The sequence below is a fragment of the Sphingomonas sp. 28-62-20 genome, from assembly GCF_002281505.1.
Genome location: NZ_NCGH01000011.1, coordinates 224,979 through 250,222 on the forward strand (window position 1 = coordinate 224,979; position 25,244 = coordinate 250,222).

Here is a 25,244-nt window from a genome sequence, read left to right on the forward strand (position 1 = left end):
GCCCCATCTTGGTGGGCATGACTGCTTATTCTCTGCTGGACCTGATCCCCGTCGTCGAAGGCGGCACGCTGCCCCAGGCTTTTGCCAATGCCGCCGATCTGGCGCGCCATGCCGAATCGCTTGGCTTCACCCGCTATTGGGTGGCCGAACATCACGGCATGGCGGGCATCGCTGGCGGCGCGACGTCGGTGGTGATCGGCCATGTCGCCGCAGCAACTCAGCATATCCGGGTGGGGGCTGGCGGCATCATGCTCCCCAACCACGCGCCGTTGGTGATCGCCGAGCAATTCGGCACGCTCGACGCCTTGTTCCCCGGACGAATCGATCTGGGACTGGGGCGCGCACCTGGGTCCGACATGAAAGTGGCCCGCGCGCTGCGAAGGACGCTGGAGAGCGACCCCAATGCGTTCCCGCAGGACGTGATGGAGCTGCAAAGCTATTTCGCCGATGACGGACAAACGGGCATCCGCGCGACGCCCGGTTCGGGCGCCCAGGTTAACATCTGGATTCTGGGATCAAGCACCTATGGCGCGCAGCTCGCCGCCGCGCTTGGCCTGCCTTATGCCTTTGCTTCGCATTTCGCCCCCGATGCGCTGGACGAGGCGGCAGCGCTGTATCGCCGCTATTTCCGCCCATCTTCAGTGCTGGCCAAGCCGCATTTCATGGCTGGGTTCAATGTGTTTGGCGCGGATAGCGATGCGGAAGCCGAGTATCTCGCCACGTCACAACAACAGGCTTTTGTCGCCCTGCGCACCGGCCAGCCGCGCCAGCTGCCGCCACCCGTGACCGGTTATCGCGAAACACTGGGGCCGCAGGGCGGCGCGATACTGGACCATGTCCTGCAATGTTCAGCCATTGGCGCGCCCGCCAAGATCGCGCGCGAGATGCGCGCCTTTATCGCCCGGACCGGGGCCGATGAGCTAATGCTGACCAGCTCAATCTATGACCATCAGGCGCGCAAACACAGCCTGACCATTGCCGCCGAAGCGATGCGGGAGCTGAAGGCGGCGGCGTAACCCAATCGGGACCCAATCGGCGACAAACCAAACCGGCAGCGCTATTCAGCGACCACCGCGCACAGCGCCTGGCGCTCGCAGTCGACACAAGCGTCGGTCCGGCCATGGTCGCAGGCAGCACAGACATCAGCATAATGCTGCTGAAGCGCATCATGGACGAGCGCCGCTTCAATACAGGCGGCGCCGGCCGCCATCGCCCCTTCCTTCTCGATGCGCTTTTTCAAATAGGATCGCTGGTCGCTGCCTGGCATCGTCATCGCTCCCCAAAAAACCGGACTTGGAGAAATAAATATACACCAATCGTTAGGTTTCGAGAAATGATATTACCGGGCAAGCTTTGCTCAACTCCAAGCGAAGCCACCGATCGCGGCATGGACGGTCGAATGCGTGTCATCACCATCGCTGGAAATCGCCAACTGCACCGCCTGCGGCGGCGGCTCACCAAAAATGCGCCGATAATCAGCGGCGACGTCAACGCTTTCGGTATGCCAAATGCCTGCGGGTTCGCCAGCAGAGCGCAGCACGACAAAGCGGTGCGCATCGGTTTTCTGCGGACGAATAACAGTGCCGCGGGTCAGGCCGCTGCCCCACACATAATGCAGGCTCCGCCCCGGTGCATCGTGCCCGAGCAGGAACCGCATCGCCCGGTGCTGGCTCCGTTCGATCGCGCTCGCTGTGGCTGGGTCGAACGGAAAGCCAATGATCACCGCCAGCGCACGATCATCCTTGCCGCGCACCGCCAGATCTGTGGCTGGCGGCCCGTTATCCACGCGCCAGCGCCAGCCCAGACGCGGCGTTTGACCAAGGTCGATTGATATTCGGCGATAGAGGATCGACGAAGCGCGCTTGCCATCCACTTGAATGACTCCGCTGCCAATCTCGTCAAAGCTGTTGGCACGGAGAAACGGAAAGCCGACCGAGCGCCAACCTTTTGGTGGCGCCGCCTGCGCCGCTACCGGAGCGACCGCCAATGCCGCACCACCGGCCAGCATCTGTCGGCGGCTCAGCAAGCCTGACGGCGGAACATGATCATCCATCGAGAACTTAACATCCGTAATCAACGCTCACCCTTATTCGTCGCTATGGTTTAGAGGTTACGGATAGAGATACGGAGCAAGCGCGATGCCAGATGCAGGGGCGGTACCGAACGCTGGCGAGGATCAGTTCGCCGCTGGTAAGCGGAGCCGCACCAGCAATCCGCCGAGATCCTCGCTCTCTTCCAGACTGACTGTGCCCTCATAAATCTCGGCAACATCGCGCACGATAGCAAGACCAAGACCAGTGCCCGGTTTGCCCGTGTCGAGCCGCGCACCACGATCGAACAGACGCTGGCGTTCGCTTTCTGGGATGCCAAGGCCATCATCCTCGACCAGAAATTCGACAAAGCCCGCCTGCGCCTTGACCGTGACAAAGACACTGCCGCCGCCATATTTCGCCGCATTTTCGATGAGATTGCCGAGCATTTCATCAAGGTCCTGGCGCTCAACATGCGCCTTCAGATCCTTGGGTCCATCGAGATCGAAGCGGACATGGCTGTAGAGTCTGCCCACCGCGCGTTCGACCGATTCCAGGCTTGGCCACACATCCGCCCGGCTATGCGCGTTGCCACGCCGGCCAACCGCACGCGCGCGGGCGAGGTGGTGATCGACCTGCCGACGCATCGTCGTCGCCTCGCGGATCACGGTGGGGCCGAGGTCCTGTGCATTGGCGGTCGCGGCGTTCATGATCACCGTCAGCGGCGTCTTCAGCGCATGGGCAAGGTTGCCCGCATGCCGCCGCGCTTCTTCGGCCTGGCGCTCATTATGTTCAATAAGGCCGTTCAGCTCCTCAACCATCGGCGCGACCTCGATCGGCATTGATCGATCAATCTGCCGCGATTCGCCGGCCCGCATCCGGGCGATTTCTTCGCGCAATTTGCGCAAAGGGGACAGGCCGTAATAGACTTGCAGGCCCGCCATCCCGATCAGCCCGACCGCAAGCAGCGCGAAGCTGATCAGCAAGGTCTGACGGAGCGTCGCAATCTGCTGGTTGAGCGCAACACGGCTGGCCGCGACCTGGAAACGCCAGCGCACCGGCGCACCCGGCAGCCGGGCATCGCGCTCCACCACCCGCAATTTTTCGTCGGGGAACTGGTTGCTGTCATAGATATGGATGCGCAGATCGCTGTGATTATCGCCATATTTCAGCCGCCGATCCCATAGCGATCGCGACACGAAATCCTCGCTATTCTTGCCGCTGACCTGCCAATACAGGCCTGAATAGGCTTCCAGAAAACGCTGATCGGCGGGTTCGCGGTTGAAGATCACCTCTTTGTCGGGCCCGATTTCGGCCGAGGCAATCAGCGCGGTCAGCACATATTCCAGCTGATCATCAAAGCTGCGGGTCACCGCATTGGTGAGAACACGATCAAGCGCAAAGGCTCCACCGGTCAGTAATACCGTGATCCACACCGCCGCGATGATGATCATTCGGCGGCTGAGCGAGCCTGACGTCTGTGTTTCGGTGCGGGGTGGCATCGATAGCGGCACGGTCACCGGCGGCAGGCGCGCCGGGGTTTCGCTGGGCGCAGGGGCATCGGCCATGCGGCTAGAATCGCGATGCGATCGCCACCCAGGCCGGAGACCGGGCCGAGGGGCTAAGCATCGGGATCTTCCAGGCTATAGCCGAGGCCGCGGATCGTGGTGATAACGTCCTGCCCCAGCTTTTTTCTGATGCGCGTAACGAACACCTCAATCGTATTCGAATCGCGATCAAAATCCTGATCATAGATATGTTCGATCAGCTCGGTACGGCTGACGACCTTGCCCTTGTGATGGAGCAGATAGCTCAGCAATTTATATTCCTGCGCGGTCATCTTCACCGGATCGCCGGCCTTGGTGACCTTGCCGGAGCGGGTATCGAGCCGGATATCGCCCGCTGTGAGTTCGGACGAGGCATTGCCCGACGCGCGCCGAATCAACGCCCGCAGCCGGGCGATGAGTTCTTCGGACTGAAAGGGTTTGGCGACATAATCATCCGCGCCGGCATCAAGCCCGGCGACCTTGTCAGACCAGCTATCGCGCGCAGTCAGCACCAGTACGGGCATCACCTTGCCATCCCGGCGCCAGCGATCAAGTACGGTGAGCCCGTCAATCTCCGGCAGGCCGAGATCGAGCACAACCGCATCATAGTTTTCGGTCTGGCCCAGGAAGAGACCTTCTTCGCCATCCGTGGCGAGATCGATCGCATAGCCAGCGCCTTCCAGCGTGTTTTTCAGCTGCTGGCCCAGGCTTGGTTCGTCCTCGACGATCAAAACGCGCATCTTGTCTTCCCCCTGCTCGGTCGCGTCCGCGACGCGAGTCAATTGCCAGTCCTGCCGATAACCTGCCCGGAACGACCATCGACATCGACCCAGATGACATCGCCATTGCGCAGGAACTTCAAGGTGTAAATCCCGCTGAGCGAATCGAAATCAACGCCGATGTACTGCGCACCGCGCATCGTCGGCAGCACACGCCGTTCAATTTCAGGCAAGGGTAGCAGCCGGCCCGTGCGCATCTGCACCAGCACTTCGACCTGATCGCCGCGACGCTGGGCATGGGCATGGCTGCACGACGTGAGCACTGCACAGGCCGCCAAGACGAGGGGAAACTTCATGTTCATGGGGATTGGCATAGCCATCGCGGCTTGAACAGCCCGTGAATGCGCTTGTCAGCCAACAGAAACTTGCCGCAGCGCAACAAGCCCCCTAACGGCTCCTGCATGGCCGCACCAATCCTTGCATATGAAAATCTCGGGCTCGTTCAGGGGTCCGGCTGGTTGTTCCGCGACCTCGACATCCATATCGGCACGCGCGACCGGCTGGCGCTGATCGGCCGCAATGGGGCGGGCAAGACCACGCTGCTCAAGCTGATCGGCGGGCGGATTGAGGCCGACGAAGGGCGGCGCACCATCGTGCCGGGCACGCGCGTCATCCTGCTGGAACAGGACCCGCAAGTGACTGGCTTTGCCACGCTGGAAGATTTCGTGCTGGCCGGCAACGACGCCCCGGAAAAGCATGAGGCAGAGGCAATCGCCGATCAGCTCGGCATTGACCTGAGCCGCGAAGCCGCGAGCGCCTCTGGCGGAGAGCGCCGCCGCGCCGCGATCGTCCGTGCGCTGGCGCAGGACCCCGATGTGCTGCTGCTCGACGAACCGACCAATCATCTCGACATTGCCGCGATCGAATGGCTCGAAAACTGGCTGGCGCGGTTTCGCGGCGCCTTTGTCGTCATCAGCCATGATCGCACCTTCCTGACGCGGCTGACCAAACAGACGCTGTGGCTCGACCGTGGTGCCATCCGCCGGGCGGAAGTTGGCTTTGGCGGGTTCGAAGCATGGACTGAACAGGTCTATGCCGAGGAAGCGCGCAATGCCGAACGGCTTGATGCCAAGCTGAAGCTTGAGGAACATTGGCTGTTGCGCGGCGTGACCGGGCGGCGGCGGCGCAACCAGGGGCGGCTGGCCAAGCTAAAGGAAATGCGCGCGACGCGGGCGGCGATGCTGGGGCCGCAAGGGGCCGCCAACCTCTCGATCGGCAATGACGATGTCCGCACCAAAACGGTGATCGACGCCAAGGGCGTGACCAAGAAATATGGCGACCGCACGATCATCGACAATTTGACGCTGCGCGTTACGCGCGGCGACCGGATCGGCATTGTCGGCAAGAATGGCGCGGGCAAGACCACGCTGCTCAAGCTGCTGACCGGCGAAATCGCGCCCGATATCGGCCATATCCGCCTGGCCAAGACGTTGGACGGGGTGATCATCGATCAGCAACGCAGCCTGATGTCGCCGGAAAAAACGGTGCGCGACGTGCTGTGCGACGGTGGCGAATGGATCGAAGTGCAGGGCGTCAAGAAGCACATTGCCGGCTATTTGAAGGAATTCCTGTTCGATCCGAACATGACCGAGGCGCGGATCGCGACCTTGTCGGGTGGCGAACGATCGCGGCTTTTGCTGGCGCGCGAATTTGCCCGCCCCTCCAATCTGCTGGTGCTCGACGAGCCGACCAATGATCTTGATCTCGAAACGCTTGACCTCCTCCAGGAAGTGATCGGCGATTATGATGGCACTGTGCTGATCGTCAGCCATGATCGCGATTTCCTTGACCGGACCGTGACGATCACGCTGGGGCTCGATGGCAGCGGCCATGTCGATGTCGTGGCTGGTGGCTATGAGGAGTGGGAGCGCCAGCGCAGTCAACGCGAACAGCCCAAGCGGCCGGCCACCAGCAAGTCCAGCCCGTCCACGCCACCGCCGCCGCCCGCGCCCCGTGCCAAGCTGAGTTATAAGGATCAGCGCGATTATGATCTGCTGCCCAAGCGGATCGAGGAAATCGACCAGACGATCAAGCGCAACGAAGCGCTACTCGCCGATCCCAATCTCTACACGCGCGATTTTGCGCGGTTCGAAGCGCTCAGCAAGGCCATTGAACGCGAGCGTGCGGAGAAGGAAGCGGCGGAACTACGCTGGCTGGAGTTAGCAGAGCAGCTCGAAGCACTGGGGTAGCAACCGCGTCGGTCACGCCCCCAAAGTGGCGAGTAACGCACGCGCTTCTGCACGATTGGGAAAGCGCGGATCGGCGAGCGCGCGGGCGATATCGGCGCGAGCGGCCAGTTTGTCGCCCAGTTCCGCCTCCACTTGGGCGATGTGCCAGCGCAAACCGGCATGGCGCGGCGCAATCGACACGGCCTTGCGCATCAGTTCAAGCGCCGCCTTGTCTTCGCCCGCCTGGAACAACGCCCAGCCAAATGCATCAGTAGTGGCCGGGTTGAGCGGGGCCAGCCGATAGCCCGCCGCAGCATAAAGCCGCGCGCTGTCGACATCATCAGCACCGGCATAGGCCAGGCCAAGTTCGGCGAGCAACGCGGCATCGCGATTGCCAAGCTGGGCGCGCAATCCCTCCAGCGTTGTGATGGCAGCATCCCATTCGCCGCTGGCGATTTGCCAATGACCGGTCAGCCGACGGGCCACAATATTTTGCGGATTTTGCGAGAGGAACAGTGCCAGCACCGTCGCTGCCTTTTCCCGATCACCGGCACGATCAAGCGCCTCGACCGAGCGGAGCATCGTTGCTTCGTCGAACCGTAGATTGGCGGCACGGGCATAGGCGCTGGCCGCCGCATCGAACCGCTTCATCATCATCAACGTATCGCCGACAAGCAAATGCCCCTGCGGCGCGCCAGGAAACAACCGGGCCAGTCGCTGTGCCTCGGCCAGCGCGCTGGCGGCCTGGCCGTCATCGATCAGCCCGCGAATATAGGTGACCGCGGCGATCGGATCATCGGGGCGGCGATCCAGCGCACCTGCGGCATCGGCGATTGGTGTGTCGCTGCCGAACGGCTTGGCATCATCGCGCGCAGGGATGGCAGCACGATCGAGCAATCGGGCTGCCCAATCGCGTTCATTACTCTGTTCAAAAGCCTGTCCGGCCAAGCCGAGCACATAGCTGTCAGCATCGCCGCGCACCGCAATCGCCCGAACAATATCCAGCGCGCCGCGCGAATCGCCCGATTTGAGCAACGCTGCCCCCAGCAGCCGACGGGCTTCGAGATTCATCGGCTGCACGCTGAGCAACCAGCGCCACTGATCAATCGCCTGCTGATAGGCACCCGCGCGGTAATCAAGCAGCCCGCCAAGCAACAAAGCGCCGGGCTGACCAGCAAGCGCGCCATTGGTGCGCTGAAGCAGGCTGCGCGCCAGATCATCATTGTCCGCCCGTGCGGCCATCACCGCTTGCAGATACAGTGCCTGCGGACTGCCGGGCCGCGCCGCGAGCGCCCGCCGGGTCATCTCCAGCATCGCTGAATAGCGCCCGGCATCGCCCAAGGTGGCGGCATATTGGATCAGCGCATCATGCCGCCAAGGATCAACCTTCAACGCGGTTTCGAACCAGGGGAGCGCCGCAATCAAGCCAAATTGACTGCGCACCAGTTCACCGCGCAGCACCAGCGCATCAACATTGCCGCGATCAATGGCGAGCGCGCGGTCAGCCGCCGTGATCGCCCCACCGATATCGCTTGATTGCTGGCGGACGCGGCCAAGATCGGTCCAGGCCAGCCCGTCATTCCCGTTGGTCGCGCGCAGCACCTTAGCGAGCACGCGCTGCGCTTGCGGCAGCTTGCCCTGCGCGGCGAGCGCCCGCGCGGCGATCCGCAGGCCATAAAGCCGGTAGCGCGGATCCGTCTTCTCTGCTTCGGCAAGCGCCCGCTTGGTATCGCCCTGAAGCAGCCACGCCTCTGCGGAAAGCTGATGCGCCCGCCCCATGTCAAAACCTGAATCACGGGCGCGGCGCAATTCGCCCTCTGCCGCCTGTCCTTCGCCAAGCGCCAGATAGGTGCGGGCGAGCACGGCATGGGCAAGGCCCCAGCTCGGATCCTGACTGACCGCTTTCAGCGCATGGCTGCGCGCGGCGGTGGCATTGCCCTGGTTGAACAAGGTAAGGCTGAGCGCAAGTGACTGCCGCGCAGTGGCGGGATCGGCATGCGCGGTTGATTGCCGCGCGACGGCAACCAGCCCGACCGCGCCCAGGGCAAGCCCCGCCAGCGCCAGGCCGACCGACTTAAGCTTGAAGATCATAGGATTTCAGCAAATCATACAGCGTCGGCCGGCTGATGCCGAGCAGCTTGGCTGTGTTGGAGATATTCCCTTCGGCGCGCGACAAGGCATGGCGGATCGCGTTGCGATCCGCGGTTTCGCGCACGGCCTTTAGGTTCAGCGGCTCGGGCAACGCACCCGTTTCCAGATCAAGATCAGCGGCGGTGATTGCCTTGCCCTCTGCCATGATCACCGCCCGCTTCATGCGGTTTTCAAGCTCGCGAACATTCCCCGGCCAGCCCCAGGCGTCGATTGCCGCGCGCGCATCAGGCGCCAGGCTGGTCACGCTCGAATGCATCGCCTTGGCATATTTCTTCAGGAAGTGCCGCGCCAGCAAGCCGGCATCGCCGGTCCGCTCAGCGAGCGAGGGGATCCGCACGACAATTTCGGCAAGCCGGTAGTAAAGGTCATCACGAAACCGGCCATCAGCGATCATCGCATCGACATCCTGGTGGGTTGCGCAGACGATTCGCGTATCGACGGCAATTGGCTTGCGCCCGCCAATCCGCTCGATCACGCGTTCCTGCAAAAACCGCAGCAACTTCACTTGCAACGCCAGCGGGATGTCGCCGACCTCGTCAAGGAACAGCGTGCCGCCTTGGGCTTGCTCAATCTTGCCCTCGGTGGTTTTTACAGCACCGGTGAACGCCCCCTTTTCATGGCCGAACAGCTCGGATTCGAGCAACGTCTCCGGAATCGCCGCGCAGTTGATCGCCACAAAGGCACCGCCGCGCCGCCGGCTCGCTTCGTGCAGGCCGCGCGCGAGCAATTCCTTGCCGGTACCGCTAGCGCCGAGCAGCATCACCGAGACATCGGCAGGCGCAACGCGTTCAATCGTGCGGGTAACCTTCAACATTTCTGGGGCAGCGGTGATCATCCCCCCGAACGCTGCGGCGCCTGCCGAAGTATCAGCCAGTCGCCGGTTTTCGGCTTCAAGAGCATGCACGTGAAAAGCCCGCGAGACGATCAGGCCGAGCTGATCGATGTCGATGGGCTTTTGATAAAAATCCCAGGCCCCGTGTTCGATCGCCCTGAGCGCGCTTTCGCGCGCGCCGTGGCCAGAGGCGACGACCACCTTGGTATCTGGCTTCAGCGCCAGGATCGCATCAAGCGTGGCGAAGCCCTCGGTCACGCCGTCCGGATCAGGCGGCAGGCCCAGATCCAGCGTCACGACATCGGGCACCTCAGCGCGCAACAGATCGATCGCCTCGGCGCGGTTGCTGGCGACGAACACCTGATAGCCATCATAGGCCCAGCGCAATTGACGCTGCAGGCCCAGATCATCCTCAACGATCAGCAATTTCCGGATTGCGGTCATGCGGCACGCGCCACATGATCGGCATCTGCCCCCGCCATCGGCAAGGATACGCGAAAGCGCGTCCCCTCCCCTTCGCGGCTGAAGACTTCGACGCGGCCGCCCATCGCTTCGGCCAATTGCTGCGCCTCAAACGCGCCGAGCCCAAAGCCGCCTGGCTTGGAAGAGACAAAGGGTTTGAACAATTTGTCGCGGATAAAGGCGGGGCTCATGCCCGATCCATGATCGACAATATCGATCGCAATCTCCTCGCCAGCCCGCGCCACCATGATCGTGATCGGATCACCCAACGGGCTCGCTTCAATTGCATTTTGCAGCAAATGGCCAAGCAATTGTTCGACCCGCACGGGATCAGCGAGGATCAGCGCATCGCGCAGCCCCCCTGTGGCAATCGGGTGCTGCGCGCGCCTGAGCGCGGCGACGCGTTCGACCAGCGGCACGATCTCAACCGCCGCGAGTGCCTCTGGTCGGGCGCTGTGATGCTGCGAAAGGCGCGCCAGCAGATCGTTCATCCGCGCGGCGGAATCCTTGAGCGTCGCGATCATGTCGGCGCGGAAATCGGGGTTCTCGGCGTGGCGTTCGGCATTGCGGGCGACCAGGCTGAGCTGGCTCACCAGATTTTTGATATCGTGCATGATGAACGCAAAGCGGCGGTTGAATTCATCGAAGCGCTGCGATTCAGACAAGGCCTCCTGCGCGCGGGCTTCGGCGAGGTAGCTGGCAACCTGCCGCCCCGCGATACGCAGCAGATCGAGATCTTCCCAATCGGGGCGGCGATCAATCTGCGGACGGGCCAGCAGGATGGCCCCAGTGAGCTTTCCGAAATGCACCAGCGGGACGAGGACCCAGGCATCGCCGCGATCGAGCATCCAGATTGGCACGCAAGTCATTTCGGCTGAATCGGCACTGTCCGCGCGCCCGTCATCAAGCGCGATGATCCGCCCTGAAGATTCGAGATAGCGGGCAAGGCTGTTTTCACCGATTTGGGTTGGCAGGCCGGTTGGGTCCCAGTTCCACATTGCCCCCTGCCCCAGACCCGAACCATCGGGCACCAACAGCATGCCGCCGGGTGAATCGGTCAAATCGGCGACTGCTTTGACGATACGGGCCTCCAGCGTGGCCGCGCCGTCACCGGGCTTGCCCAATGTATCGGTAAAGCGCAGCCATTCGGCGCGATAATCATAGCGGTGGCTGAAAAAATGCTTGGCAAGCTTCACCTTGATCCAGGCGCGCAACCAGGGCGAAGACAGGATGGTGACGATCGCGGTAGTGGAGCCAAGCACCAGCGCGGTCTGCGCGATCCGGCCATAGGGTGCAGGGATTGCGCCCAATGCACCGGTCCCCAAGACCATCGCCAGAATGTAAAGCCCGATCGCTGCTGCTGAGAGCGACCGATAGGCAACCGCGCGGGACAATTGCAGCGTCCAATCGCCATTGCGATGCACTGCGAGCGCAAACAGCGGCGCAATCGCCCCCATTGCGATGCCGCGCGCCAGGATCAGCACCGACGCATCGCCAATGCCAAGAAAGGCCAGTGTATATAGGGAAAGATCGAGCAGCCACATGCCAGCCAGCGCCAGCGCTGCCAGTCGGATACCGCCACGCGCCGCCGGGGCGACCGCGTGGTACAGATGATCGACCAGCACCAAGGCGGCAACGGCGACCAGCATCCGCATGATCACCGCGACCTCGGCGATGCCGGCCAGATCGGCCCGGCCGACCACGACAGCGGCCAGTGCCGACAGGCCGCCCGCGGCGACCACCACGACAAGCACGACACCATAAATCAGGCGAATTTCAGCGCCCATCCGGGCGCTGCGATCCCGCCGCACCAGCGCGGCCATGAATACCAGCCAGCTGATGTTGCGGGCGGCTTCGGCAATCCAGCTCATCAAATCGCCGACACCGATACCGGCGATTGCCAGCGCCCACAGCGCCGTCGCGGATAGCGCAACCAGAAACGCCAAGCGCGGCAGTCCGGTACCGGCGCGATTAAGCTGAGATACCGCCAGCGCGCCGAACAACAGCGCGATCAGGGCATGCGCCCAGAGGATCAATGTCGCGGTCACCGCGTCACCGCGCGCCTTCAGGCCACAGCACGACGCGGATCGTCTGCAACAGGATCAGCAGATCAAGGAACGGCGAATAGTTTTTCGCGTAATAGAGATCATATTCCAGCTTCTGCCGGCTATCCTCGATCGACGCGCCATAAGGGTAATTGATCTGTGCCCAGCCCGTGATGCCCGGCTTCACCATGTGGCGCTCAGCATAATAAGGCAGCTGCTGTTCGAGATCATCGACAAATTGCGGGCGTTCCGGACGCAGGCCGACAAAGCTCATTTCACCCTTGAGCACGCTCCAGGCCTGGGGGATCTCGTCGATGCGCGTTTTGCGGATGATCCGGCCGATGCGGGTGATGCGCGGATCGTCCTTTTCAGCCCACACCGCCTTGCCATTGACCTCAGCATCCTGGCGCATCGAGCGCAGCTTCACGATATCGAAGCCGACATTGTACAGGCCAACGCGGCGCTGCCGGTACAGGATCGGTCCCTTGCTTTCAAATTTGATCGCAAGCGCGGTGACCAGGACAAGCGGCGCCGTTACCACGATGAGGATCAGGCTGGCGGCGATATCAAACAAGCGCTTGAAGGCACCTGAAAGCATGCGACCCGATGAAAAGCCGTCGGAAAAAATCAGCCAACTGGGATTGACGCTGTCCAGGTCAACCCGGCCGGTTTCGCGTTCAAGAAAAGTGGAAATCTCGTTGACGTGCACGCCGGTCGTCTTGATCCGCAACAGATCTTTGAGGGGCAAGGCGTTGCGCCGTTCCTCCAGCGCGAGCACCACTTCGCTGGCGTTGAGCAGCACGACATGGTCAGCCAGATTATAAATCGCGTCGCGCGCAATCGCCTCTGGGATGACGCGATTAGCCTCGCTCATCGAGACATAGCCGACGACGACAAAGGCCGCGCCCGGCGCCTGCGCTAGCGTTTTCAGCCGCTGCGCGCGCAACCCCGCGCCAAGCACGACGATGCGACGCTTGAATGCTTGGCTACCCAGGGTCTTGCCCAGCAAGATCCGCAACAAAATCAGTGCGACGACCGCCAGGCCCATCCCGTAGAGCAGATTTGAGCGCCAGAAATCGAGCGCGGGCACCAGATAATAGATCGCACTTTGCACGATGATGCCCAGCGACACCGCCACGATCAGCCGCGCGGTTGCATAACGCAGCGATTGCAGCGCGCCCGCACCATAGACACCAACCGCGATCATCGCGATTTCAAGGGTAACGGCAAAGCAGAGCAGCTGGGGCAGCCGCGTGATGATCGGCAGCACCTGCTTGTCGAGCTGCCCCATCCGGAACACCCAGCCCAGCTCCCCCGATACGAGCAGCAGGATGATGTCCAGAATCGCGAGCAACAACACCGCGTTGGGGACATAATGCTTGAATAATCTGATCATGGCCCCGGCCTTCTAGCTGACCAAGTGTAAACAATTCCGACATAGCTGCGCGGGTGATGGCATAAATTTTCAAAAAAACCGCTGCTGCGATGCGACATCTGGCGGACTGGACGGTTTCCCTATCGCACGGCCAGGCCTATCGCTGGCTGTTGAGGAGAAATTGATGTCTCACGACCAATCTATCGTTCCTGTTATCCTGTCGGGGGGGACGGGCACCCGGTTATGGCCGATGTCGCGCCCCGAACGGCCGAAGCAACTGCTGGCGCTCACCGCCGAAGAGACGATGCTGCAGCTCACCGCAAAGCGCACCGCTGGCGATGTTCGCTTCACCGCGCCGATCATTGTTGCCAATGCACAACATGCCAGCGAAGTCGAAGCGCAGATGGCGGCGATCGATCTGCCGTTGCAGGCGTTGATCCTTGAGCCATTTGGCCGCAACAGCGCCCCCGCAATTGCGCTCGCCGCGATTGCTGCAGGTGGCGGCGATCAAGCCTTGCTGGTGATGCCGTCCGATCATGCCATTGAAGATGGCGCTGCCTTTCACGCAGCGGTCGAACGCGCATTGCCGCTGGTCGAGCAGGGATGGCTGATCACCTTTGGGATTGATCCCCACTCGCCCGAAACCAGCTATGGCTGGATCCAAACCGGCGAGGAGATGACTCCGGGCGTCCACAAGGTGCTCCATTTTGTCGAAAAGCCGCCGCTTGATCGGGCAGAATCGATGCTCGCCGCGGGTGACCATTATTGGAATGGCGGTATTTTCCTGTTTCGCGCTGATGCCTTTCTGGCAGCGCTCGCCACGCATGCGCCGACGATGCTGGAAGCGACAACCCGCGCCATGGCGCTGGCCAAGCATGACGGGCGCCGGATTGCGCCAGATGCCAACGCCTTTGCCGCGTCACCAGCCCAATCGATCGATTATGCGGTGATGGAAAAGGCTGATCGGGTCGCCGTCGTTCCCGTGAGCATGGGGTGGAGCGATGTCGGCAGCTGGGACGCGCTGCATCTGCTCAGTCCTGCCGATGAGCAGGGCAACAGCGTGCAGGGCGATGTCGTGTTGCTCGAGAGCAGTAATTGTCTGGTACGCAGCGATTCAATCCGAATCGCGATGATTGGCATGACCGACCTGATCGTGGTGGCGAGCGGCAATGATCTGCTGATCGTCCCGCGTGGCCGATCGCAGGAGGTCAAGCGGCTGCTTGATGCGATGAAAACCGCCTAGCCACAAAACTCTGTCGCTGAAGGTGGTTCCCCCGGTCGATCCGCCGGATTGACCAAGCGGGCCTCAGCCTTGCCCAGATATATAGCTTGTTATATAACTGACTATGTAGTCGGAGGGTGATGATGGACATTTTGGCGGATCACAGCATGTTGTTTCTGGGCAGCCGACTGAAGCGGCTCGCCGAACGGCTGCAAGGCGATGTCAGCCGCATCATTGCCGAAGCGGGCTTGCCGATCCAACCGAGTCAATATCCCGTGCTTGCCGCGCTGGATCAGGCGGGACCGATGACAATTGGCCAATTGGTTGAAGCAATGCAGCTGAGCCAGCCGGCGATCACGCGGTTGCTGACCCGCCTTGCGGCACTCGATCTGGTCAGCATTGAACGGATCGGCCGCGATCAACGCCAGAAAACGGTCGCGCTTACCCCAAACGGAATCGCCATGATCGCCCGATCGAAGCGCGATGTTTGGCCCCGCGTCGAATCAGCGGTGATTAATCTGTGCGCCGGAGTATCCGGGCCGCTGCCCGACCAACTAAACCAGATCGAAGCCGCGCTGTCGGCCACGCCCCTCGATAAACGCGGCAATGGGCTGGTGATCCGTCCGTTTAGCGACGCGCTTGCCGGCGATTTTCATGACATCAACGCCGAATGGATCACCGCCATGTTCCGCATGGAAGACACCGATCGCGACGTCCTGCTCAATCCGCGCGCACGGATCGTCGATCCCGGCGGGACGATATTGTTCGTTGAAGCAGCCGGGCTGGGTATCGTCGGGGCTTGTGCCTTGCAGAAGACCGGTGCGCGCCAGTTCGAGCTGACCAAGATGGGGGTCCGTCAAAGCGCGCGCGGGCGCAAGGTGGGCGAATTCCTGCTGGCGACCGTCATTGACCGCGCCCGAATGATGGGTGCCGAAACGCTTTATCTGCTGACCAACAAGGCATGTGCGCCAGCGATCCACCTCTACGAGAAGCTTGGTTTCCAGCATGATGCGGGGATCATGCAGACCTTTGGTGCCCGGTATGCGCGCTGCGACGTCGCAATGCGGTATCATTGGCCATCAGATCACGCTGCCAGCTTCGACAAGGCGTCAACAAGCCTCTAGGGGCAATGTCGGCGGGGATGCTGGATCGGAGACTATCGATGCGCTTGAAAATGAATTCCCTTGCGGCGCCGTTGTTGGCCCTGGCCTGTATTTCCGTCCCGTCTGTGGCGCAGGAAAACGACACTTCCATTCGGCGCGCCGCCGAACAGCCGTTGCGCGACACCAAGATCAAGCAGGACAAGATCCCCGAAATCCTGCAGCTGGCGGCCTCTGCACCCTATTCATCGGCAAATACCAAAACCTGCAGTGCGATTGCCGGCGAGGTCCAAAAATTGACCGAAGCGCTTGGCCCCGATGTCGACACGCCAGCCAAGAAAAAGGGGGAGGCATCCGTGATCGCCGCCGCCGCCGCACGGGGTGTGGTCAACACCTTCATCCCCGGCCTGGGCCTGGTGCGCGTGTTGACCGGCGCAGACAAGGCGCAGCGCCGTGCGGAAGCCGCTGTCTATGCCGGATCGGTGCGGCGCGGCTATTTGAAGGGCCTTGGCCTATACAAACGATGCAGCGTGCCGGCCGCCCCCCGCGCATCAGCGGTTGATGATCAGCCCGAACTGCCGCGCGAGGACGAGAAGGACTGATCCTCGGGTGTCACTCGCCAACGCGGCGCATGGCATCCGCTAACGCTGCATGGCCGCTCTGCTCCAGCCCGGCGATGACTCGAGCGCGGTCGCCCGCCGGTTTGTTCTGGCTGAGCTTGGTCGTCCCGCGCACCTGTTCAACCCTGAGGTCGAAGCCAGCGATGGCACGCAGCATCGCGCGGAAGCGCGTTTCGTCCATCTTGTCGCGAGTCCATGGATTGTCGGGCAAGACGCGCGGCTCATGCGCGGCCGCGAGCGCATCGAGCTGGGCGACCAGCCCATCTTCATCAAGTGCATGCACCGTGCCTTCAAGCTCGACCGCAACATAATTCCAGGTCGGTACCTGGTTGGCGCCATCAGCATACCAGTTGGGCGACACATAGCCTTCCGCCCCGGCGACGCTGGCGATCATCCGCGCCCCATCCAGATGGGGATGAACCCGATTGGCACGCGCGACATGGAAGGACAGCGCGGTCGGCCCGGTCTGCACGATCGGGGCATGTGCGACCATTAGCCCATCGACCGTCGCGATCAACAAATGGGCAAAGCCGATGCGGCTTGCCCAGGCGATTAACGCCGCGTCGTCGCCCTGTCGGAATGCCTTATTGGGGTGCATCGGCGCGGTCTTATTGCCGTTGTCGTCCCCGACGTTCGCCTTTGCGTTCCTGCCGGCGCGATTTGGCGATGGCGGCGGCGGCGCGGCGCTTCCCCTCAGGCGTTTCGCTGAACTTGACCTCGTCGAGCACCATCGCATCGCCCAGTTTTTCGTCAAAACCGAGCAATTTCAGGCTTTCGGCAAAATGCGGGGGCAGGTCGGCCCGCACGTCAATCTGCCCGCCATCGGGATGATCGATCCGGATGCGGCGGGCATGCAGGTGCATCTTGCGGCTGACGCCACCGGTCAAGAACGAAGCCGCGCCGCCATATTTGCCGTCGCCAACAATCGGGTGGCCGATCGCGTTCATATGCACGCGCAGCTGGTGGGTGCGCCCGGTCAAGGGCTGGAGCTCGACCCAGGCGGCGCGATTGCCGGCGCGCTCAATCACGCGATACCGGGTGCGCGACGGGCTGCCATTTTCCTCATCGACATGCATTTTTTCGCCGCCCGATCCGGGTTGCTTGCCGATCGGCAGCTCGATCATCCCGTCAAAGATATCCGGCACGCCAACGATCAGCGCCCAATAGACTTTCCGCGCGGTGCGGCTGGAAAAGGCCTTGGCGAAATGCCCGGCCGCGCGGGCGTTACGCGCAACCAGCAATGCGCCGCTGGTATCCTTGTCGAGCCGGTGGACAAGCTTGGGCCGACCTTCGCTTTCGAAGCAAAGCCCGTCGAGCAAGCCATCGACATGCTCGGTGGTCTTGGTGCCCCCCTGCGTGGCGAGGCCGGGCGGCTTGTTGATGACGATTGCCTGCGCATCCTTGTGGATGACGAGTTCCTGGATGAAGGATTCCTCATCCGGCGTCAGTGGCGTGCGATCACGCAGCTTTGGCTTAGGCGCATCAACATGGACGGGCTCGGCGGGCGGCACGCGTAGCACTTGCCCCGCGACCAGCCGGTCGCCCGGCGTCGCCCGCGCGCCGTCGATGCGCAATTGGCCAGTGCGCGCCCATTTGGCGACGGTGGTGAAGCTCGTCCCCTCCAAATGCCGCTTGAACCAGCGATCAAGCCGGATGCCATCGTCATCGCTACCAACGGTAAACTGGCGGACGTCAGCGGCCGTGGCCGCGCTTTTGCTCTTGTCGCTCATGCCATCACCCGCGCTACGGCCAGTCCAGCGAACAGCGCGACAACCGCGCCGCTCACCGACACCAGCGCATAGCCAAGCGCCGCAACGGCTGCACCGCGTTCGATCATCGCCACGACTTCAAGCGAGAAGGCCGAAAACGTCGTGAAGCCCCCAAGCACGCCGACCGCCAGGAACAGGCGCACCCCTTCCCCAGCCGATAGCCGCGCCATTGCGCCGACCAATAGGCCCATCGCCAGTCCGCCGAACAGGTTTACCGCAAGCGTGCCCCAGGGATAGCCGGGGCCCAACATCGCCAGCAGCCAGCGGCCAACCAAATAGCGGGCGCCGGCTCCAAGCGCCCCGCCGATCATCACGAGTGGAAGTGAAAACATGCAGCGCCGTAGCGCGAATGGCCGCGAATGAGAACCCAGCGGTAAAAATGCGTGACTAGTTGCCGCGATTGACGACAAGATCGACGTCGGTGCCGCCATCGGTGCGCACGCTGGCAAATACGGCGAAAGCAGCCTCACCTTTGGTGCCCGCAAGGACATGATCGTCGCCATCGGCCTGGTGCTCGGCGGAATATCCTACCTTGCTGAGCCGCGTATAATACCAATCCAGCACTGTTTGCAGTGGCGCCGTGCTGGCGAAGCTGACGACGCGTAGCGCGCAGGTCTGGCTGTCGGCGCCCGCCGCCTCGCGCACGCGCGCATCGGGGTAGAGCGGCACATCACCGGGCAAGCGATTCGCCCAACCAGTGGAATAATTGATATTGGCAGCACAGGCACTGGTGCCTTGCGGGGATTGGCGTTCAGCCAGGCCACCCAGGGTAAGCGATTCGCGCGCGGCGCTGCATTTCGGGCAGCCTTGGCCGCGCACCGGCGCAGGGGCCGATTTCAACGTCTCACTTGTGCTGGTGCCGGTCGTGCCGCGCCCCACTGCCATCATTTCAGGGGCAGCGGGGGCAGAATAGGGTTGTGCCGGGGGGCGGATCGCATCGTAATTGGCCTGGCTGGCGAGCGCGGGATCAACCATGATCTGCTGCTGAAGCGCGCTCATCATCGCTGGATCGCGTGTGTTGCCGCTGCTGTTGCCGTCAGCCAATTCGGCATCAAGCGAATCGATGTTGCGGTCGGCCGCGCCACCGTTGCCACAGGCCGCAAGCGCAATCGGCAACACCAGCGCCGCAAGAGCAGCGCGGGAGAGGCCTGAGAAAGGCCAGCCAAGGGCAGAATGGGCACGAATGCCACAGCGAACCATCAATACACTCCCGGGAGGGTCCACCCGACCATGGCTGAAAAGGGGTTAAGGAAGCGTGTGGCGCGCCTGATTTCCGGGGAGAACAGCAATCAGGTGCTTGACATGAGTAATACAGTTCGGCATGGATGGTCCATGTTCAACATCCTCTCGATCCTGGTCGGCCTTGTGGCCTTTGTCATCGCCCTGGTCGGGCTAGTCCCCCTGCTCGGCTGGCTCAACTGGCTTGCCTTGCCGATGGCCATTGTCGGCACCGCATTGGGCTTGCTGTCCGACAGCAAGAGCGGCCGCAATCTGAACCTGCTGGTGCTGATCTTCGGCGGCTTCCGGCTCTTCCTGGGCGGCGGCTTCATCTGAATCGTAAAGGCGCGCGGCTTGGTGGCCGCGCCCAAAGCCAGTTCCTGAGACGGTGCAGCACGTGTTTTCGCTCGCCAGCCGCACTTTGCTGTGCATGATTGGCCCGAGAAGACATAGGCTTATCTGAACCGGGGATTCATCAGCATGCGAGCATCGGTCGACCGCGCTTGGCGCGCCATGCTGCTCATGCTGCTTGTCCTTGCACCGCAGCTAGGCGCGACCCAGCAAGCCGTCCCGGGAACGCCCCCTGGCCCTGCGCCTGCCCCACCGGTCACGGCCCCACCTGTTACCGCCCCGCCTGTTACTGCCCCGTCTGCTACTCCCCCAAAAATCGTCACGCCAGTCTCGCGGATTGCCGCCCCGCCGAGCACATCCTGGCAACATGCCGGCAGTGACATTCCCGCCGATCCGCAGTGGCGCACCGGCACGCTTGCCAATGGCCTGCGCTATGCCGTGCGCCGCAACGCCCGCCCGACCGGCAATGTTGCCATCCGGGTAAGGCTTGATGTCGGTGCCCTGATGGAGGCTGACCAAGAACAGGGTTGGGCCCATTTTGTCGAACATATGGTGTTTCGCGGGACGCCGACATTGGGCGATGGCGAAGCGGTGAAGGTCTGGCAGCGCATGGGCGCGCGCTTTGGGGCGGATACCAACGCCTTCACGTCCCGCAACTCCACGCTTTATCAGCTCGATCTGCCCAAGTCGGATGCCGCCTCTGTGGCGACGGCAACGGGCATTCTGGCCGATATGCTGGCCAACGCGTCAATCGATGCGAAACTGGTGGAAATTGAGCGCAAGGTCGTCCTTGCCGAACGCGCCGCGCGATCAACGCCGCTTAGCGAGAAATTCAAAATCGCGACCAACACCTTGTTCATCCCCGGGCTGCTGTCCGCCCGGCGCGATATCATCGGCACCCCGGAAACATTGGCTGCCGCCTCCGCCGATCGCTTGCGCGCCTTTCAGCGCCGCTGGTACCGCCCGGAACGCGCCGTGGTGATCATCGTCGGCGATACCGAGCCCAGCGATCTGATCACCGCGATAGAGACGAGCTTTGGCCGTTGGCAGGGCGACGGGCCAAAACCGACCGAGCCCGATTACGGCACGCTTGCGTCGCCGCCAACGCCCGCGCTGTCGGTCGTCGATCCACTCGCCCCCAGCGCTGCGACGATCAGTTGGATCCGGCCATTTGTGTACAAGCCAGACACGCTCAAAACAGCGTTACCGCAAGTCATGCGTACCATTGCCCTGGCAATCCTCAATCGGCGGCTGTCGACCGAAACCCAGGCGACCGGCCCAATCAACCAGGCCAACGCCAGTTATGGATCGCGGCGACATGATACCGAGGCGCTGACGATTGCCATCATGCCAAAGCCAGGAGCCTTCTCCGCTGCCCTGGATCGGACCTTTGCGATTGTGAACGGCCTGCGTGATGCCCCGCCCGCCCAGGCCGAAATCGATCAAGAGCTCGCCAATCTGAAACTCTCTGTTGACCGCGCCATCATCGCCCGGCCAGACACAAGTTCTGCTGGACTGGCAACTCTGTTTGCCAATGATGTCGATCGGGGGTCGGTCAGCGCGTCACCGGAAGTGGTCAGCGTTATTTTCGGGAAAATTCGGCCGGTAGTGACCCCCGCGCTGATCCAATCGACGATCCGCGACTTGTTGGCACCCGATCCGCGCATGCTGGTCAGCGCGCCGACGGCGATTGATGGCGGCGATGCCACGCTGCTGGCGGCCCTTGCACGCGCCCGCACCACCGCCGCTGCGCAAGGGCAAACGATCCGCGCGGCATCGTTGGATGAATTGAAAGCGCCTGGGCCGCCCGGCACCGTGGCAAGTACCCGGCCAGTCACCGCGATCGATGCCGAGCGAATCATGTTCGCCAATGGCGTCGAGCTGGACATCAAGCAGACGGCGATCGAGAAAAATGCGGTTACCGTGCTCGTCCAAATTGGTCACGGCGCGCTCAATCGGGATGCCGATGCGCGCTTACTCGACTGGTCGTCTGGCGCATTGATAAGCATGGGGATTGGCCCGTTCTCCGCCGATGAGCTCGCGCGGGTAACGAGCGGACGACAAATCGGATTCAACCTCCGGATGTTTCGGGGCAGCCTTGACCTAAATACGCAAACCAACCGCCGCGATCTGGCCGACAGCCTTCGGTTAATGACCGCGCTTGTCGATCATGTGCGCTATGCCGAGTCGTCGCTTGAGCGGTTCAAGGCCGGGTTCGACTCGGGCTATGCCACGATCTTCAGCCAACCCGGTTCGGTGCTGTCGGCCTATGGTGAAAGCTATCTCACCAATGGCGATAAGCGATTTGCGGGCATCCCAGACCCCAAAGAGGTGCGCGCGCTGAGCAACGACGCGTTTCGGGCGTATTGGGATGCGCGCATGGCCGAAGGGCCGATTAAGATCGTCGTGGTTGGCGATTATGACCGCGCCGCCTTGATTGCCGCCGTTGCTGCGAGCTTCGGCGCCTTGCCGCCACGGCAGGATGTGCCGCCGACGGCAGCGCAAATCGATGTACGGCCCTCACCGCCGACCCGCCAACCCATCACCCTCTATCACCGGGGTGCCGCCGATCAGGCGATATTCCTCCGCAACTGGCCGACAACAGGACTATACGCGGATATTGCAGAAAGTCGGGCGCTCACCATCGCGGCATCGATTTTGCAGACTCAGCTGACCGAAAACTTTCGCGAACAGCAAGGCGGCAGCTATGCCCCGTCTGTGGGCAGTAACCAATCCGACGTGCTGCCACGCTATGGCATGTTTCGCGCCAGCGCGCAGTTGCTTGCCGAGAAGATCCCCGCCTTTGAAAAGGCGCTGGCGGAAGCGATCGCGGCGCTTGCGGCCAACGGCCCGCCAGCCGATGATCTCGAACGGACTCGATCAACCATATTGAGCAGTATCGCTCGCGAGAAAACGACGGACAACCGCATTTGGTTGAGCGTTTTGGCACGCGATCTTGACGATCCCCGCGTGCTCAGCAGCTTCTTGTCGCGGGAGACTGGCTATGCCGCGGTGACCGCTGAGCAGGTGCAAGCAGTGGTCCGCAAATATCTGAAACCGCGCGGTGCGATCGACATCCGCGTTCTGCCGGAAGCGAGCAAACCAGCTCGCTAACGGCAGTCGCGCATGCCAATGGCAACGGGCTACTCAGCAGCGCCCGATCAGCGGCAGGTCACGTTGCCGCGATCGATTGACTGGCCAAGCAACGCCCCGATCCCGCCGCCAAGCAGCGTGCCGAGTGTCCTTGATCCGCCACCAGCAATAGAATTGCCGAGCAATCCGCCCGAGATACCGCCGACGATCAGGCCGGTCGTGCCGTCTGAACGCCGACAATAATAACGATTGTCACGACCGCGATAGACCCGGTCGTTGCGGGTCAGCCGTCGGGTGCGATAATTGCTGCCGTCGCGATAATATTGATCGGCATAATAAGTGGTTTCGCCGTTTGGTAGCCGGTTATAATCATATTGGCGATATTGGCGCCAATCGCGGATATGGTTGCGGCGATCCTTTTGGGCATCGCGCAGATCCCTGCGATAATTCTGGTTCGCCTGGCGAACCTCGCGCGGGGTATCGGCCTGGTTGATCGCGTTACGACGATCCTGCTCAGCGTCACGCGCATCGTTGCGATAGGCCTGATTGGGGGTTTGGGCGGCGGCCGGCAGCGCCGGCAGGGCAATCGCTGCCATCGCGGCAGCCAGGAAGACGAAGCGCATCGGATTTTCCTTAATGTGATAGACAAGGACCAAACGGATGACCGCGGCTTCGGTTGCGTGATGGCCAATCACCGCACGCTCCCCCGATGAGCGCGCGGACAAGCGCCACCCAAAAAGGGCCCAGCGTTGCCGCCAGGCCCCTTGCTTGCGAGAACGATAACGCGCTGGTTAGCGGCAGCGCTTCTTGGCGGTAATCGAACGATCGATCGCGCGCCCGCCAAAGGCGCCGCCAACGCCGCCCGCAACCGTGCCGAGCAAACCACCGCCGAGCGCATTGCCAACCACCGCGCCACCAACGCCACCGACGATCAAGCCGGTCGTGCCATCGGAATGGCGGCAATAGGTCTTGCCATTGCGGGTATAGACACGCGGCTTGTAATGTTTCTTGCGCGCTTCGGCCTGGGTGGGGAATGAAATCGATGCCACCGGCAGGACGAGCGACACGGCGGTGAGTGCCATCAAAAATTTACGCATCGGAAAACTCCCTAACCTTGGATGAGGACGGGGGAATAACGCCGCTTTCCCCTTTGGGGTTTCATGAAAACGAAACAACGCTGTGGTGAGCAGCAATAAGCCCGACAGTGATTCATATCAAACCGGGCCAATTCTGTCCACGATATCCACATTATCCACAGGCCGATGACGCCCGATTTCCCTTGGTGCGACTCGCATTCAGTGACAGCATCATGACTGTAAGCAGCGGGTCGAGACGCAGGAAACTGCAGAAAGATCAGCGGTTTAGATCAGGAATACCCGCAGGTGCCGCAAGGAAACCGTGGGCAGACCGGATGGGTGGTCGATCGTTGGCGGCAAGATGTGCGCGAAAGCGGGCATGGCGACAAGAACGGGCCGGCAGCCAAGGGTTCGGGACGCTTGAAAGAGCGAAGCGGGCCTGGTTGTTCGAACGGTGATGGGGTGACTGGTCCGCAAGGATCGTTGGCCGATCAGCGAACGGCAGCCGCAAAGCGGAGCCTGATGCCCCCCGCGGCACCGGCCGAGCATGCCGCCGAAACCAGAAGGCGCGGGGGAACCGAAAGGAACCTCAAGCGGATCGAAGTCCGGCGACCGGGGGTCGGCAGCGATGCCGGCCCCCATTTTGCGTTTGGGGGCGCGGCCTTTTTCGGCCCCGTAGCCGGGACAGTGGCAGACACATCGCCCGCCTCGCGCTATCCCAGCATCATGCTGCCGCCCGTCCTCAATCAATTTCCGCTCGCGATCGGCCCCTGGCTCGATCTTGTCGGGTTGGCGGTTTTCGCTGCCTCTGGCGCGCTGGCAGCGGCCAAGCGCGGACAAACGATCGTTACGCTCAGCTTTTTCGCGCTGGTCACTGGCGTTGGCGGCGGCACGGTGCGCGATCTGCTGATCGGTGCGCCGGTGTTCTGGGTGCATGACAGCCGGGCAGCGGCGGTGTGCCTGATCGTCGCGTTCGTCATCTGGATCACCCCGGAACGCTGGTGGCGCGGTCAGGCGCTCGACTGGTTCGATGCGCTCGGGCTGGCCGCTTATGCGGTGTTCGGCGCGGCCAAGGCGCTGGCGTACGGCGTTCCACCCGTTCCCGCGGCGCTGATGGGCGTGGTCGCCGCCTGCGTCGGCGGTATCATCCGTGATGTCCTGGCAGGCGAGCCGTCGATCATCATGCGGCCCGAGATTTACGTGACGGCGGCGGCACTGGCAGCGGCGCTGTATGTCGGCTTGATTGCAGGCGGCGCGCCACCCCCACTGGCCGCGATCGTCGCTGCGTCAGCAGGCTTTGCACTGCGAGCAGCGGCGATCAGCTGGAAACTCGCGCTACCGGCATATCGGGGGAGGGGGTAGCGGCGAACCTCCAATTGCCAGGCCACTCAGGCTTAGCCGCTGGC

The 25,244-nt window shown here is 62.5% G+C and carries 23 protein-coding genes; 8 read left to right on the top strand and 15 right to left on the bottom strand.

All coding sequences use genetic code 11. From position 1 onward, the window contains the following. Positions 1 to 17: 17 nt before the first annotated feature. On the top strand, positions 18 to 1,016 hold the full coding sequence (locus B7Y43_RS11485; protein WP_374131789.1) for an LLM class flavin-dependent oxidoreductase: 999 nt from the start codon (positions 18 to 20) through the stop codon (positions 1,014 to 1,016). Positions 1,017 to 1,057: 41 nt separating this feature from the next. On the opposite strand, the gene B7Y43_RS11490 is transcribed toward B7Y43_RS11485, so the two are convergent. From B7Y43_RS11490 to B7Y43_RS11510, 5 genes are all read right to left on the bottom strand, one after another. Then, positions 1,058 to 1,273, bottom strand: a complete 216-nt coding sequence (locus tag B7Y43_RS11490; protein ID WP_374131790.1) for a hypothetical protein — start codon at positions 1,271 to 1,273, stop codon at positions 1,058 to 1,060. Positions 1,274 to 1,357: 84 nt separating this feature from the next. Continuing rightward, entirely contained in the window at positions 1,358 to 2,053 is a 696-nt protein-coding gene (locus B7Y43_RS11495; RefSeq protein ID WP_374131791.1) for a DUF3047 domain-containing protein, read from the bottom strand. 123 nt (positions 2,054 to 2,176) lie between these two features. Then, on the bottom strand, positions 2,177 to 3,598 hold the full coding sequence (locus B7Y43_RS11500) for a HAMP domain-containing sensor histidine kinase (protein WP_374131792.1): 1,422 nt from the start codon (positions 3,596 to 3,598) through the stop codon (positions 2,177 to 2,179). A 53-nt stretch (positions 3,599 to 3,651) separates the two neighbouring features. After that, complete coding sequence (locus B7Y43_RS11505; RefSeq protein WP_374131793.1) at positions 3,652 to 4,317, bottom strand: response regulator transcription factor; 666 nt, start codon at positions 4,315 to 4,317, stop codon at positions 3,652 to 3,654. Between the two features lie 38 nt (positions 4,318 to 4,355). Beyond that, a complete protein-coding gene (locus B7Y43_RS11510; RefSeq protein ID WP_374131794.1) occupies positions 4,356 to 4,658 on the bottom strand; it encodes a hypothetical protein in 303 nt (100 codons plus the stop codon). A gap of 99 nt (positions 4,659 to 4,757) precedes the next feature. Here B7Y43_RS11510 and B7Y43_RS11515 point away from each other — a divergent pair, with 99 nt between their 5' ends. Further along, the gene (locus tag B7Y43_RS11515) at positions 4,758 to 6,545 is read left to right on the top strand and encodes an ABC-F family ATP-binding cassette domain-containing protein (RefSeq protein ID WP_374131795.1); all 1,788 of its coding nucleotides are present in this window, start codon (positions 4,758 to 4,760) and stop codon (positions 6,543 to 6,545) included. A 12-nt stretch (positions 6,546 to 6,557) separates the two neighbouring features. Here B7Y43_RS11515 and B7Y43_RS11520 read toward each other — a convergent pair whose 3' ends face one another. From B7Y43_RS11520 to B7Y43_RS11535, 4 genes are read right to left on the bottom strand one after another with little or no spacing between them, the layout of a single operon-like run. After that, on the bottom strand, positions 6,558 to 8,615 hold the full coding sequence (locus tag B7Y43_RS11520) for a tetratricopeptide repeat protein (RefSeq protein WP_374131796.1): 2,058 nt from the start codon (positions 8,613 to 8,615) through the stop codon (positions 6,558 to 6,560). Continuing rightward, positions 8,599 to 9,951: a PEP-CTERM-box response regulator transcription factor gene (prsR, locus tag B7Y43_RS11525; protein WP_374131797.1), complete on the bottom strand. Its 1,353-nt coding sequence runs from the start codon at positions 9,949 to 9,951 to the stop codon at positions 8,599 to 8,601. Before prsR ends, B7Y43_RS11520 begins: the two co-directional genes overlap by 17 nt. After that, complete coding sequence (gene prsK / locus B7Y43_RS11530) at positions 9,948 to 12,017, bottom strand: XrtA/PEP-CTERM system histidine kinase PrsK (RefSeq protein WP_374131798.1); 2,070 nt, start codon at positions 12,015 to 12,017, stop codon at positions 9,948 to 9,950. The genes prsR and prsK overlap by 4 nt, the downstream gene beginning before the upstream one ends. Before the next feature lie 4 nt (positions 12,018 to 12,021). After that, complete coding sequence (locus B7Y43_RS11535) at positions 12,022 to 13,410, bottom strand: TIGR03013 family XrtA/PEP-CTERM system glycosyltransferase (protein WP_374131799.1); 1,389 nt, start codon at positions 13,408 to 13,410, stop codon at positions 12,022 to 12,024. A 229-nt stretch (positions 13,411 to 13,639) separates the two neighbouring features. Here B7Y43_RS11535 and B7Y43_RS11540 point away from each other — a divergent pair, with 229 nt between their 5' ends. The 3 genes from B7Y43_RS11540 (at position 13,640) to B7Y43_RS11550 (ending at position 16,313) form a co-directional block, all read left to right on the top strand. Beyond that, on the top strand, positions 13,640 to 14,632 hold the full coding sequence (locus B7Y43_RS11540; RefSeq protein ID WP_374131825.1) for a mannose-1-phosphate guanylyltransferase: 993 nt from the start codon (positions 13,640 to 13,642) through the stop codon (positions 14,630 to 14,632). Between the two features lie 119 nt (positions 14,633 to 14,751). Further along, on the top strand, positions 14,752 to 15,735 hold the full coding sequence (locus B7Y43_RS11545) for a bifunctional helix-turn-helix transcriptional regulator/GNAT family N-acetyltransferase (protein ID WP_374131800.1): 984 nt from the start codon (positions 14,752 to 14,754) through the stop codon (positions 15,733 to 15,735). A gap of 50 nt (positions 15,736 to 15,785) precedes the next feature. After that, complete coding sequence (locus B7Y43_RS11550; protein ID WP_374131801.1) at positions 15,786 to 16,313, top strand: hypothetical protein; 528 nt, start codon at positions 15,786 to 15,788, stop codon at positions 16,311 to 16,313. A 10-nt stretch (positions 16,314 to 16,323) separates the two neighbouring features. Here B7Y43_RS11550 and B7Y43_RS11555 read toward each other — a convergent pair whose 3' ends face one another. The 4 genes from B7Y43_RS11555 to B7Y43_RS11570 are packed head-to-tail and all read right to left on the bottom strand — an operon-like array spanning position 16,324 to position 19,300. Beyond that, complete coding sequence (locus tag B7Y43_RS11555; RefSeq protein ID WP_374131802.1) at positions 16,324 to 16,929, bottom strand: FMN-binding negative transcriptional regulator; 606 nt, start codon at positions 16,927 to 16,929, stop codon at positions 16,324 to 16,326. A 10-nt stretch (positions 16,930 to 16,939) separates the two neighbouring features. Then, positions 16,940 to 18,061 (bottom strand): RluA family pseudouridine synthase, encoded by a 1,122-nt coding sequence (locus B7Y43_RS11560; RefSeq protein WP_374131803.1) that lies wholly within the window; start codon positions 18,059 to 18,061, stop codon positions 16,940 to 16,942. Continuing rightward, the gene (gene crcB, locus B7Y43_RS11565; protein ID WP_374131804.1) at positions 18,058 to 18,432 is read right to left on the bottom strand and encodes a fluoride efflux transporter CrcB; all 375 of its coding nucleotides are present in this window, start codon (positions 18,430 to 18,432) and stop codon (positions 18,058 to 18,060) included. The genes B7Y43_RS11560 and crcB overlap by 4 nt, the downstream gene beginning before the upstream one ends. 55 nt (positions 18,433 to 18,487) lie before the next feature. Beyond that, entirely contained in the window at positions 18,488 to 19,300 is an 813-nt protein-coding gene (locus B7Y43_RS11570; RefSeq protein ID WP_374131805.1) for a hypothetical protein, read from the bottom strand. Between the two features lie 57 nt (positions 19,301 to 19,357). Between B7Y43_RS11570 and B7Y43_RS11575 the strand changes: the two genes are divergently transcribed. Together B7Y43_RS11575 and B7Y43_RS11580 are read left to right on the top strand one after the other, a co-directional pair. Next, a complete protein-coding gene (locus B7Y43_RS11575) occupies positions 19,358 to 19,654 on the top strand; it encodes a hypothetical protein (protein WP_374131806.1) in 297 nt (98 codons plus the stop codon). A 144-nt stretch (positions 19,655 to 19,798) separates the two neighbouring features. Further along, positions 19,799 to 22,783, top strand: coding sequence for a pitrilysin family protein (locus B7Y43_RS11580; RefSeq protein ID WP_374131807.1), 2,985 nt, complete (start codon positions 19,799 to 19,801; stop codon positions 22,781 to 22,783). Between the two features lie 47 nt (positions 22,784 to 22,830). Here B7Y43_RS11580 and B7Y43_RS11585 read toward each other — a convergent pair whose 3' ends face one another. Together B7Y43_RS11585 and B7Y43_RS11590 are read right to left on the bottom strand one after the other, a co-directional pair. Further along, entirely contained in the window at positions 22,831 to 23,385 is a 555-nt protein-coding gene (locus B7Y43_RS11585) for a glycine zipper 2TM domain-containing protein (RefSeq protein ID WP_374131808.1), read from the bottom strand. A gap of 168 nt (positions 23,386 to 23,553) precedes the next feature. After that, the gene (locus B7Y43_RS11590) at positions 23,554 to 23,859 is read right to left on the bottom strand and encodes a hypothetical protein (protein WP_374131809.1); all 306 of its coding nucleotides are present in this window, start codon (positions 23,857 to 23,859) and stop codon (positions 23,554 to 23,556) included. Positions 23,860 to 24,564: 705 nt separating this feature from the next. On the opposite strand from B7Y43_RS11590, the gene B7Y43_RS11595 reads away from it, so the two are divergent. Further along, positions 24,565 to 25,200, top strand: coding sequence for a trimeric intracellular cation channel family protein (locus B7Y43_RS11595; protein WP_374131826.1), 636 nt, complete (start codon positions 24,565 to 24,567; stop codon positions 25,198 to 25,200). The last annotated feature ends 44 nt before the right edge of the window (positions 25,201 to 25,244 follow it).

Excerpts from the sequence above, each read along its gene's own strand:
- B7Y43_RS11485 (WP_374131789.1), top strand. The coding sequence starts at position 18 with ATGACTGCTTATTCTCTGCTGGACCTGATCCCCGTCGTCGAAGGCGGC.
- B7Y43_RS11490 (WP_374131790.1), bottom strand. The coding sequence starts at position 1,273 with ATGACGATGCCAGGCAGCGACCAGCGATCCTATTTGAAAAAGCGCATC.
- B7Y43_RS11495 (WP_374131791.1), bottom strand. The coding sequence starts at position 2,053 with ATGGATGATCATGTTCCGCCGTCAGGCTTGCTGAGCCGCCGACAGATG.
- B7Y43_RS11500 (WP_374131792.1), bottom strand. The coding sequence starts at position 3,598 with ATGGCCGATGCCCCTGCGCCCAGCGAAACCCCGGCGCGCCTGCCGCCG.
- B7Y43_RS11505 (WP_374131793.1), bottom strand. The coding sequence starts at position 4,317 with ATGCGCGTTTTGATCGTCGAGGACGAACCAAGCCTGGGCCAGCAGCTG.
- B7Y43_RS11510 (WP_374131794.1), bottom strand. The coding sequence starts at position 4,658 with ATGAACATGAAGTTTCCCCTCGTCTTGGCGGCCTGTGCAGTGCTCACG.
- B7Y43_RS11515 (WP_374131795.1), top strand. The coding sequence starts at position 4,758 with ATGGCCGCACCAATCCTTGCATATGAAAATCTCGGGCTCGTTCAGGGG.
- B7Y43_RS11520 (WP_374131796.1), bottom strand. The coding sequence starts at position 8,615 with ATGATCTTCAAGCTTAAGTCGGTCGGCCTGGCGCTGGCGGGGCTTGCC.
- prsR (WP_374131797.1), bottom strand. The coding sequence starts at position 9,951 with ATGACCGCAATCCGGAAATTGCTGATCGTTGAGGATGATCTGGGCCTG.
- B7Y43_RS11535 (WP_374131799.1), bottom strand. The coding sequence starts at position 13,410 with ATGATCAGATTATTCAAGCATTATGTCCCCAACGCGGTGTTGTTGCTC.
- B7Y43_RS11540 (WP_374131825.1), top strand. The coding sequence starts at position 13,640 with ATGTCGCGCCCCGAACGGCCGAAGCAACTGCTGGCGCTCACCGCCGAA.
- B7Y43_RS11545 (WP_374131800.1), top strand. The coding sequence starts at position 14,752 with ATGATGGACATTTTGGCGGATCACAGCATGTTGTTTCTGGGCAGCCGA.
- B7Y43_RS11550 (WP_374131801.1), top strand. The coding sequence starts at position 15,786 with ATGAATTCCCTTGCGGCGCCGTTGTTGGCCCTGGCCTGTATTTCCGTC.
- B7Y43_RS11555 (WP_374131802.1), bottom strand. The coding sequence starts at position 16,929 with ATGCACCCCAATAAGGCATTCCGACAGGGCGACGACGCGGCGTTAATC.
- B7Y43_RS11560 (WP_374131803.1), bottom strand. The coding sequence starts at position 18,061 with ATGAGCGACAAGAGCAAAAGCGCGGCCACGGCCGCTGACGTCCGCCAG.
- crcB (WP_374131804.1), bottom strand. The coding sequence starts at position 18,432 with ATGTTTTCACTTCCACTCGTGATGATCGGCGGGGCGCTTGGAGCCGGC.
- B7Y43_RS11570 (WP_374131805.1), bottom strand. The coding sequence starts at position 19,300 with ATGGTTCGCTGTGGCATTCGTGCCCATTCTGCCCTTGGCTGGCCTTTC.
- B7Y43_RS11580 (WP_374131807.1), top strand. The coding sequence starts at position 19,799 with ATGCGAGCATCGGTCGACCGCGCTTGGCGCGCCATGCTGCTCATGCTG.
- B7Y43_RS11585 (WP_374131808.1), bottom strand. The coding sequence starts at position 23,385 with ATGCGCTTCGTCTTCCTGGCTGCCGCGATGGCAGCGATTGCCCTGCCG.
- B7Y43_RS11590 (WP_374131809.1), bottom strand. The coding sequence starts at position 23,859 with ATGCGTAAATTTTTGATGGCACTCACCGCCGTGTCGCTCGTCCTGCCG.
- B7Y43_RS11595 (WP_374131826.1), top strand. The coding sequence starts at position 24,565 with ATGCTGCCGCCCGTCCTCAATCAATTTCCGCTCGCGATCGGCCCCTGG.